8 protein-coding genes are annotated in these 6530 nt (G+C 41.5%); 7 read left to right on the top strand and 1 reads right to left on the bottom strand.

Annotated features, from left to right (window positions below; translation table 11 throughout):
- Positions 1-119: 119 nt before the first annotated feature.
- Positions 120-1622, bottom strand: coding sequence for a transposase (locus E2L07_RS08410; RefSeq protein WP_134228599.1), 1503 nt, complete (start codon positions 1620-1622; stop codon positions 120-122).
- 254 nt (positions 1623-1876) lie between these two features.
- On the opposite strand from E2L07_RS08410, the gene E2L07_RS08405 reads away from it, so the two are divergent.
- The 7 genes from E2L07_RS08405 to E2L07_RS08380 all read left to right on the top strand — a co-directional run.
- Positions 1877-2056, top strand: coding sequence for a YjzC family protein (locus E2L07_RS08405; protein WP_053430665.1), 180 nt, complete (start codon positions 1877-1879; stop codon positions 2054-2056).
- Between the two features lie 556 nt (positions 2057-2612).
- Entirely contained in the window at positions 2613-3359 is a 747-nt protein-coding gene (locus tag E2L07_RS08400) for an alpha/beta hydrolase family protein (RefSeq protein ID WP_010899039.1), read from the top strand.
- A gap of 31 nt (positions 3360-3390) precedes the next feature.
- Positions 3391-4296, top strand: coding sequence for an NAD-dependent epimerase/dehydratase family protein (locus tag E2L07_RS08395; RefSeq protein WP_134229346.1), 906 nt, complete (start codon positions 3391-3393; stop codon positions 4294-4296).
- Positions 4297-4341: 45 nt separating this feature from the next.
- Positions 4342-4515, top strand: coding sequence for a hypothetical protein (locus E2L07_RS20780; RefSeq protein ID WP_166740048.1), 174 nt, complete (start codon positions 4342-4344; stop codon positions 4513-4515).
- Positions 4516-4698: 183 nt separating this feature from the next.
- Positions 4699-5649, top strand: a complete 951-nt coding sequence (locus tag E2L07_RS08390; RefSeq protein WP_053430668.1) for a BMP family ABC transporter substrate-binding protein — start codon at positions 4699-4701, stop codon at positions 5647-5649.
- A 92-nt stretch (positions 5650-5741) separates the two neighbouring features.
- The gene (locus E2L07_RS08385) at positions 5742-5921 is read left to right on the top strand and encodes a ComZ family protein (RefSeq protein ID WP_041821709.1); all 180 of its coding nucleotides are present in this window, start codon (positions 5742-5744) and stop codon (positions 5919-5921) included.
- 199 nt (positions 5922-6120) lie between these two features.
- Positions 6121-6530, top strand: a 410-nt coding sequence (locus E2L07_RS08380; protein WP_134229345.1) for a transposase family protein, incomplete at its 3' end; no start/stop codon positions are given.

Raw genomic sequence — 6530 nt, 5'->3', positions numbered from 1 at the left:
AAATGAACCAAAATTACTGGAAATTGGATTGGAATGGCCTGCACACTCATTATTTTCATTGTATTTTCAAAAATGTGCATGACAAAGAAACCTATTGCCATTATTTTTTTAAAAATTGACTAGGCGGCTTTAGGAAAGATGATTTCTTCAATATTTAACTGCTCTTTCTGACTGCTGTACCAAGCATCGATGTGCTGACACATCATTATGGCGTATAGGCGAATGTACCACATTTTTGTTGACCGGTGGCGTCCAGATTCCAAGTGATAATCTATTTTTTCTCTTTTATTAGAACGTTCAACAGAGGTTCTTCGTTTGTATATAAGTTTCCACTTTTCAGAGGACCTTGGTGTTTTGGTAAATAATCGTAGATTATCCTCTCTGAATGTATGGAATGTCCGACCATATTTTGCTTTTGAACACGGTGATGAGCATGTATTTTTGGTACCGCAAGCAAGTGGACAACGCCATTTTTGCCGATTTTGAGATTTGTCAAACCCGTTGGGCTTCATCTCCTTCCCAATCGGACAGATTGGAACACCTGTTGGAGATATTTGAATATCACTTTCTGTACTAAAGTTCTTCTTTGTTCGAACATTTAAATCGATGAAGGGTTCCACATTTTGATGTTCAAGTAGCTCATAAATGGCCTCAGCATCGTGCGCTGCATCAAGAAGAATTTTATCAATCGTGCCCAAGGTGTACCGTTGCGAAAATTCAATTGAACTAACCACTAGGCTGACTGAATCATGCCGGGAAGCAGGATGCAGCCGTGGATATAGCGGTAAGTCGTATTGGCTATCGCTAGTGGATATCATGTAGAGATGATATCCGTTGAAGTACTTTTCCTTAGAACTATCCCAGCCTGAGTCGATGTCGGGTTGTGAATACTGGCGTGGGTGAGTACAGTTCGTTAGTCCTTGGGCACTACAATTACAGGTTGATTTACTTCTCGGGTACCTAGCTGTTTCAATTGGTGTCCCATCTCCAACTACACCTAGAGCTTCGGGATCCCCAAGAAGACCAAGTTTCGTAGAAACCGCTAAAAATTGGGATTGAAAAAACTCAAATAATCGGTCTCCTGGCAGTTGTTTTTGTTTGGAACCATAACGCATTGCCCGATCAACGAGTTTACGAACAATTCCGGGATTCTTAGGTTCAGCTTTTTCACCCTTTTTAGGCTTCTTTTTCTTTTTTGACTTTTTCTTTTTAGGTTTGACCTTCGGCATAACATTCGGGCTTTCGAAGGCCCATAAACGTTTGAAAAAGTCTTCAAATGTTCCAACACCTGGTGTGTCACCGGGTTCAAAACCGCTAAGAATTGCATACAACGGAACGCGACGAAGTTGATCAACCCAATGAGTAATACCTTTTGTAGGTTGAACAAATAATGAAAGCAGATAAGAACGCATCATAGAAGCAGGGTCACGAGGCTTTGGTCCCTTTTTGGAATAGGAATCACCAAGCCATGTAGTTACCGAAGAGAGATCAGTTATCCAAAGCTTTTTAATTACTGGCCAATCCTTATTAACAAGGGTAAGAATGCCGCCAGAATAATGGGCATTTAACTGATTTAGAACGAAGTTTTGATAAGTTTCGTGTGCAATAAACGTTGGTTTCATTTTGGCACCTCAATCACAAGTAGTAAGGGAAAATAATCCCTTCACCGGCGATTATTGTGGTGTTTTTGAAAAGTCAAGTGTTTCTTGTCGAATTCGAGAAAATATTTTGATAATTAATTTCCAGTTTTAAAAAATGAACATTAAAAAATCCCACCTAAAATAGGAGGGATGAAATAAATTGGTTTGAGGAAAATCCTTGAACCACAAAGCTCGGCGAATGCCGAGAGTCTATTTTACTAAAAGGAGGCGAGAATATGGGGCAAAACAGACAGTTCATTCCAGGGCAAAAAGCGCCTAACAATGGTGTCTATGTGGAAATCGGTGAAACGGGGGATATGGTAACCGATCCGCGAGAAGTGAAATTAGAAGCAGGCGATCGGTTTCCAGAAACAACGAACAAAGACCGAAAGTGGACGTATAAACGAAAGCCTTAAGAGATGAAGGGTGAATGAGGAACGCGACCAAGATAACCTGAAACTGAAACATGGACGTTGGAACAATACTAGCCAAACGTAAGAAAAAAGGTTCGGATCATCAAAATTAAGTGATCCGAACCTTTTTTCTGTATACGCATAACTTGACGGACGTTTCCAAGTTGATGGCCAAAATCACGAGACGCCTGCAGCAAGTTTACAAAGAGAATGCATAGGAAAAATGCTCGTTTCCGCCGATCATAGTTGCAACTCATCGTGAAGTATAACTAATAAAAGAAGCTGTCTCAAAAGATAGACTTTTGTCCCAGCTCCTTTATTTGTCGTTTCATGACAAAAAAGCCTATCCTATTACGTTTGAAAGCATCTTTAAAGACATAACAATAGAAGTTGCTGCATAGGATGATCAAAACCTGAAAGGAATAGGCAAATTATCAATTCTATAAAAAACGACGAAGCTTGATTCCGTTTTTCCATCTGCTGCATACCGTATAGTGGAGAATGAAAAGCGAGACGAACCATCAAAATGGTTTAATGCTAGTGGATGAGAGGCGACGTCATGATTGATTTACGAAGGACCTTTCAATTAGAAGATCAGTGGTGTGTTATTTATTTACCTGCACGTCCAAATGGATTTGCCTGTATGTTATTTGGCGACATCACTCACTACGTAGAACAGGAGACTTGTTCTTGGAGACAGCATCCCGAAAGAGAACAGTTTATTCGTGGCTTGCTGCATCATGGGTATACTGTCATCACTTCCAATTTCTTTGGAAGACACTGGGGAAGTGAACAGGCAACAAAACTAGCTCTAAGGCTATATCATTTGTCAATAAAACGAGAAATTTTAAATCCGTCCATTCACTTGATTGGTGAAGGGATGGGGGCGTTGTTAGCCATGAATGTTATGGAGGAGATGCCAGATCGCATCCGCTCCGGATTTTTCATCAATCCATGTTTAGATCTCGTATCTTATTATGATCAAGAGAAAGCCAACAAATTGTTTTATAAACGATTTTTAATTGAAATGGCAGCAGCCCACGAAGTGAGCACCGAGGATGTCGAACCATTTATATATCAATATTTTAACAATCGTTATACAAATCTTGAAACACCTATGCACATCTTTCATGAAATGAATGAAAGACGTTATCCTGTCCAATCCCATAGTAAACCGTTTCAATTAAAAGCAGAGCGTGAAAACCGTCCAGTTACACTGACGCTTCGAATGGCGCAAAAGTCATTTTCTTCTTTAATTGATCCAGCTTATCAATTTTTCCGTAAACACGAAAAAAAATTATCATGAAAAGCCGGCGAAATCGTATGGAGGGACATCTGTGAATCGAGTGCTTATTACAGGGGGATTAGGGTTCATTGGCTATCATCTTTGTGAAGCCTTATTAGGGCAAGGGATTGACGTAACCGTTATTGATCATTGCAACGATGAGATGAGGAAGGAAGAGTACGAGGAGAAGCAACTGCGGATGGGGCGAAATGCCCTTTTTCATTTCATTGAATGTTCGCTCGAACGTTTTGAGCTTTCAAAAGTCACTCAACACGTGGATACGATCTATCACTTGGCAGCTCATCCGAAAAGAGAACAACTATGGACACGTTTACCGGAAAATCAAGAAAATACGTTTAGGCGAATCCGGGCGCTTACGGCGCAAGCAAAGGAAGGAACCCGGTTGATTTTTGTGTCTTCAGTTGAAGTGTATGGTGAGCGATTAGGAACGATAACGGAGCAGTCACCAACACGACCTATCTCTCCTTACGGTATCGTTAAGCTGGCAGCTGAAAAGCTGCTCCAGAAGGAAGCGGACAAACGGGGGCTGGATTATATGATCCTCCGTTTGCCAACAATCTACGGTCCTTGGCAACGTCAGGATATGACGTATCAGCAGCTCCTACTAGGGCGAAAAGAGGTAAAAGATGATCAATCAACATTGGATGCACTGTATATTAGTGATGCTATAAATGGACTGCTACTTGCAGGGAAAACGAAGCATACAAATGAAACGATTCAGCTATCGTCCGGAAACGTAAACGAATGGCAAAAAGGGAAAGCACACCTACTTAATAAATCATGGAATCCATCTTCTACTCCATTGTCCCCTATATTATCGAATGAGAAGGCGAAGCAGCTACTCGGTTTTAAGGTGATAACACCGTTGAAAAACGGGCTTGAAAAGCAACGAGAACATGTGACACAATGGCAAAGGTGGAAGAGTTTTCTGCATTAATCATTTAGATGACGAATAAGAAATTTTGCCATAAGGAGGGAGGGCATGAACGTTAAAGAGGCCATTTTCGGTATTTTCATTTTTGCTATAATAACAATAAGCACTTATATACTATTCCATAATGTGTTGTTGCTTTCAGACGGGTTTAGTGTTGTGATTGCCTTAGTTTGTGGCTTTTTAGTGGAACGATTATTTATGAAATGGAAACACGCTAAATAGTCAAAAAGATATAGGGAATTTGTTTGTCATCATTTTGTAACGATACTGTAATATCCGTTTGCCGTTAGTTTTGATTGAATAGAGATAGTAGAGAGAAATGGATCATGAGAAAGCCAAATCTACGGAATCATGCGAAAATCCAACGAAAGCATGATCCATTCGTAAGGGAGCGTGTCGAACTAGATGATACGTGTATTAAGCATCCTTCTGGCTGTTTTATTCCTTGCCGGTTGTTCCAACATGCCAACAGATAGAGAATTAATGGTAGGATTGTTAGTCGAAGATACCATCGATGACCAAGGCTGGAATCGAAAGGCTTATGAAGGATTGCTAAATATTCATAGCAACTTAGATGTAGATGTTGTCTTAGAAGAAGGTGTGAACAGTGAGCAAAAAGCCCACCGACGAATTAAAGAATTAGTTGATGGTGGGGTAAATCTTATTTTTGGACACGGACATGCCTTCGCCGAATATTTCTCGACCATACATAATCAATACCCAGATGTGCACTTTGTAAGCTTTAATGGAGAAGTGAAGGGTGAAAATATAACAAGCCTTCATTTTGAAGGGTACGCGATGGGCTACTTTGGTGGTATGGTGGCAGCAAGCATGAGTGAGACTCATAAGGTCGGCGTCATTGCGGCATTCCCATGGCAGCCTGAAGTAGAAGGGTTTGTTGATGGCGCTAAGTACATGAATGAATCGGAAGCCTTTGTTCGGTACGTAGGAGAATGGACAGATGCTGACAAGGCACTAGAGTTATTTCAGGAATTGCAAAAAGAGCAGGTTGATGTTTTTTATCCTGCAGGGGATGGCTACCATGTCCCAGTCGTTGAAGCGATTAAAGATCAAGGAGATTTTGCTATTGGGTATGTCGGGGATCAAGCCGATTTAGGAGGATCTACAATTTTAACGAGCACCGTCCAGCATGTCGATGATTTATATGTACTCGTAGCGAAACGGTTCCAAGAAGGGAAACTAGAATCAGGGAACTTATATTATGACTTTCAAGATGGAGTCGTATCTCTTGGGGAGTTTAGCTCGGTTGTTCCAGATGAAGTAAGGGAGCAAGTAACAGATGCCATCTCGACCTATATTCAAACGGGTCAATTTCCACATGAGGAAGAACGTTAGACTATGACCCTTGAAAGCAAGCACGATTTTTAGTAATGTAGGAACATCAAAAGGTGAATGAGGTGACGTTTCAGGTGGAACCAAATCGTAACATGCAATTCATGCAAATTGCGATGAAGCATCTTCCGGAGGGAAAAGCGTTTCTCGACGAAAAAGGAATTGAGCTATCGATGGAAGAGATGCAGCCAATGCTGCAACTTTTAATGAACGTTATGAATGAAGCCTATGAGTTAGGCTGGGAAGACGCACAGCAAAGCCAAAATGATGGATAAAAGAGGGCTCTCTGCTTTGGACGAGCAGAGAGGCCTTATTCTTTTTCTCGAAGGTTACGCGATGACTTTCAGTAAAAGGGCTCTACAATAAATGTTGGGGTTTTTGCACAAAAGAGGGCAAAAAAAATGCACGCAGGCTCCTTTATCCATTATCCTTGAATTGTTGAGATACAAAGAAAGGATAGGAGCTGCGTGTACGATGAATTTTACCATGAATTTGCCCGGATTAAAAGGTGTGAAGGTCACAAAGATGGAGGAACGAGAGGGCTTTATCGCGCTCCATGTAGAAATGCCGCGAACGCCTCATCGTTGCCCATCCTGCGGGGAGAGAACCGAGAGAATCCATGATTACCGCATCCAAAAAGTTCAACATCTCAAGCTCTTTGAACGGTGGGTGTATCTATTCTATCGAAAGCGCCGGTACGCGTGCAGATGCGGGAAGCGGTTTGCGGAGAAAGCCTGTTTTGTAGAGCGATATCAGCGTCAGACAGTGGAATGGAATCAAGCGTTTCGCTTACGGCTCATTCAAGGGAAGAACTTTACGGACACAGCGAATCAATTCCAAACGTCCGTGACAACTGCCATGCGCCGGTTTGATCAATTGGCGGC

The organism is Halalkalibacterium halodurans (genome assembly GCF_004376175.1).
Taxonomy (GTDB): Bacteria; Bacillota; Bacilli; order Bacillales; family Bacillaceae_D; genus Halalkalibacterium; species Halalkalibacterium halodurans.
The sequence above is the reverse complement of the archived record's forward strand: the minus strand, read 5'-3'. Positions and strand labels throughout refer to the sequence as shown.